We start from the raw sequence: 3557 nt of genomic DNA on the forward strand, positions 1-3557 counted from the left end.
TATCGATACTTTTGATGATCCTGCTCACGGTAATCAACAACTCGTCCTCTTTCACGGTTTCTACAACCAGTACCAGTATCAAGTCCGTGCGATCACGTGTGCCGAGAACGACATGATCGTGTTGCCGCAAATCTTAGGGACAGAGCATCATTTCAGGTGATACAGCAACACCCCGGACGGACGCTGTCGGGATTTTTGCTTTGCTATTGCACCTGATCGTCAAACAGCGTGTGTGCAAGCCAGTGAGATAGGCTTTTTTCCTCGGAATGGCCGTATTGGGTGCGTACCTTCTTCCTGGGGGCAGCTCAAAGAGCGTCACGAAAAGGAGGGAAATCGAAGAAGGGACGCTCAGTCCGGGAGCGTCAATAGCTCGCGGGCGCGGCGGCGGAGATGGTAGCGGCGGTGCGTGCGGTGACAACGCATCGAATCGACACTTTCCGGGCGTCCAGCAATGCTGCAGAACAATTTCCCAAAGTCCTTCACCAGTTCGCACCAAGTCGCTTGCTCGAGTCCCAACCGAACCAAAATCGGTGGTGCAGCCGAAGGCGTCACACCGCGTTTGCCCGGCGCCACTTGCCGAGCTGTCCAATCGAGTAGCTTCAAGTAATCCACGAGCGAAATTGGTAAGAAGCCTTTATCACTACAACGCTTGCCGCTATCGCTAGCACAGGGGCCTACGGGATCAAGCTGCTCATCGATCGACAGAGGTGCCAAGAAAGCATCCGGCTTGTCTTCGCTTGGTGACTCACTTTTCATCGCCTCGATTCGTTTTTGCACCGACGTATGCTCGCTCTGCTCCAGCGTTTCCGCCATCGCGGCACGAATCAGGTTCAAATCCACGTAAGCGGCACAGGCCAACAGGGATGCTTCGTCCGTCAATCGAGTTGCACGGTAGCGATCTTGGAAGAACCGGCCCGACTCCTGTTCCTCGCGATTCGCTCGCATCGCAACGCGTTGGCACAACAGCCGCATCCACCAACTGAAACTGCTCAGCCGCTCGCGGATTTCTTGGCATTTGATTGGACAACCAGCGATCGATTTGAGTTCTGGCTCGCTTGGCGGCAAAGGCGACCCGTCGGATTTGCGGCGGTGTGGACAGAGCATCAACCAGCGCCGAGCCACCTCTCTATCGCTCCAGGTCGCCACCAGATCGGGCCGCGATCTTAGGATCAAGTGGATGTGGTTGTCTAGTATGGCAAATGCTAGCAAATCTATAGAAAAGTATTCCGCAAACTGTTGCAGATACTTTTCGATCCAAATTTTCCGGTGGTCGAAGTTTTTGCCGGACACTTGGTCATTTCCCATCAGGAAACAGCGTCGGCAGGTCCGATTGTAGAGATGGGCGACAACGACCTCTTGCGGATCAAACACCTCGCTACGTGCCAACCGAACCATCACACACCTCCCGAGAGAAAAGCATCAGCAGAATCACCAGGAATCGTATACCTCGGTTAGGGAAAAGGCAAATCCACCAGAATCATGCTCTGTCCCTTGGTGGTACCCTCTGTTCAAGATGCCCGGCTGAGCTGCCCCGATCCCTCCCTCGTGCTTGACGAGTCGGTGGGGCAATTACCACCGATGGAGGCAATCGTAGGCAATCGTAGGGACAGGCAATCGGAGAATCGTAGGGACAGGAGAATCGTAGGGAATCGTAGGGACAGAGCATCATTTCAGGTGATACAGCAACACCCCGGACGGACGCTGTCGGGATTTTTGCTTTGCTATTGCACCGGATCGTCAAATAGCGTGTGTGCAAGCCAGTGAGATAGGCTTTTTCCTCGGAATGGCCGTATTGGGTGCGTACCTTCATCCTGGGGGCAGCTCAAAGAGCGTCACGAAAAGGAGGGAAATCGAAGAAGGGGCACTCAGTCCGGGAGCGTCAATAGCTCGCGAGCGCGGCGGCGGAGATGGTAGCGGCGGTGCGTGCGGTGACAACGCATCGAATCGACACTCTCGGGGCGTCCTGCAATGCTGCAGAACAATTTCCCAAAGTCCTTCACCAGTTCGCACCAAGTCGCTTGCTCGAGTCCCAACCGAACCAAAATCGGTGGTGCAGCCGAAGGCGTCACACCGCGTTTGCCCGGCGCCACTTGCCGAGCTGTCCAATCGAGTAGCTTCAAGTAATCCACGAGCGAAATCGGTAAGAAGCCTTTATCACTACATCGCTTGCCGCTATCGCTAGCACAGGGACCAACGGGATCAAGCTGCTCATCGATCGACAGAGGTGCCAAGAAAGCATCCGGCTTGTCTTTGCTTGGTGACTCGCTTTTCATGGCCTCGATTCGTTTTTGCACCGACGTATGATCGCTCTGCTCCAGCGTTTCCGCCATCGCGGCACGAATCAGGTTCAAATCCACGTAAGCGGCACAGGCCAACAGGGATGCTTCGTCCGTCAATCGAGTTGCACGGTAGCGATCTTGGAAGAACCGGCCCGACTCCTGTTCCTCGCGATTCGCTCGCATCGCAACGCGTTGGCACAACAGCCGCATCCACCAACTGAAACTGCTCAGCCGCTCGCGGATTTCTTGGCATTTGATTGGACAACCGGCGATCGATTTGAGTTCTGGCTCGCTTGGGGGCAAAGGCGACCCGTCGGATTTCCGGCGGTGTGGACAGAGCATCAACCAGCGCCGAGCCACCTCCCTATCGCTCCAGGTCGCCACCAGATCGGGCCGCGATCTTAGGATCAAGTGGAGGTGGTTGTCTAGTATTGAAAAAGCTAGCAAATCTAAAGAGAAAAATTCTGCAAACTGTTGCAGATACTTTTCGATCCAAATTTTCCGGTGGTCGAAGTTTTTGCCGGACACTTGGTCATTTCCCATCAGGAAACAGCGTCGGCAGGTCCGATTGTAGAGATGGGCGACAACGACCTCTTGCGGATCAAACACCTCGCTACGTGCCAACCGAACCATCACACACCTCCCGAGAGAAAAGCGTCAGCAGAATCACCAGAAATCGTATACCTCGGTTAGGGAAAAGGCAAATCCACCAGAATCATGCTCTGTCCCTATCTGTCTGTCCCTATCTGTCTCGTCGCTAACGTCACGACCGCCTAAACTCCGTGCCTTCGTGCCTCTGTGAGAGCCCCGCTGTCCGGCAATGAATCTCTCACAGAGGCACGGAGTCACAGAGGGAACGCTTCGCGAAGATCAAGACTGACCCCGACGAAGTCCTCCCTCGGTCTTGGACTCCTCCTTCTGCCTCTTTGCTCGGTGCCGACGACGGGCCGATTCGTGAACGTCATCCATCACTTCTCGACCGCCGTCGCATTGTTTTCAGGCCGGAGGCCGACACATCATTGCTGGTGTGTCGCCCTCCGGGCTAGTGGTTCGGTTGTCATCCACTGCCGGTGGCTCACGCAACCGGCAAGGATGTTTCGGCCTCCGGCCTGTGGGGCGATGGTGCAACTATCCACGGATCGAAGTAAGCAGGCATTAGGGACAGAGCATCATTTCAGGTGATGAGGCGACACCCCAGACGGACGCTGTCGGGATTTTTGCTTGCTATTGCAACTGATCGTCAAATAGCGTGCATGCATGCCAGTGAGATAGGCTTTT

General features: G+C 55.1%; 2 protein-coding genes. Both read right to left on the reverse strand.

The window, feature by feature from the left end; genetic code table 11:
• Positions 1-348: 348 nt before the first annotated feature.
• On the reverse strand, positions 349-1395 hold the full coding sequence (locus Q31b_RS27560) for a transposase (RefSeq protein ID WP_146602894.1): 1047 nt from the start codon (positions 1393-1395) through the stop codon (positions 349-351).
• 470 nt (positions 1396-1865) lie between these two features.
• Positions 1866-2912, reverse strand: coding sequence for a hypothetical protein (locus Q31b_RS27565; RefSeq protein WP_146602895.1), 1047 nt, complete (start codon positions 2910-2912; stop codon positions 1866-1868).
• Between the last annotated feature and the right edge of the window lie 645 nt (positions 2913-3557).

The organism is Novipirellula aureliae (assembly GCF_007860185.1).
Lineage (GTDB): Bacteria > Planctomycetota > Planctomycetia > Pirellulales > Pirellulaceae > Novipirellula_A > Novipirellula_A aureliae.

What these genes read in the sequence shown, in the direction of transcription:
- Q31b_RS27560 (WP_146602894.1), bottom strand. Translation starts at nt 1,395, where the DNA reads ATGGTTCGGTTGGCACGTAGCGAGGTGTTTGATCCGCAAGAGGTCGTT.
- Q31b_RS27565 (WP_146602895.1), bottom strand. Translation starts at nt 2,912, where the DNA reads ATGGTTCGGTTGGCACGTAGCGAGGTGTTTGATCCGCAAGAGGTCGTT.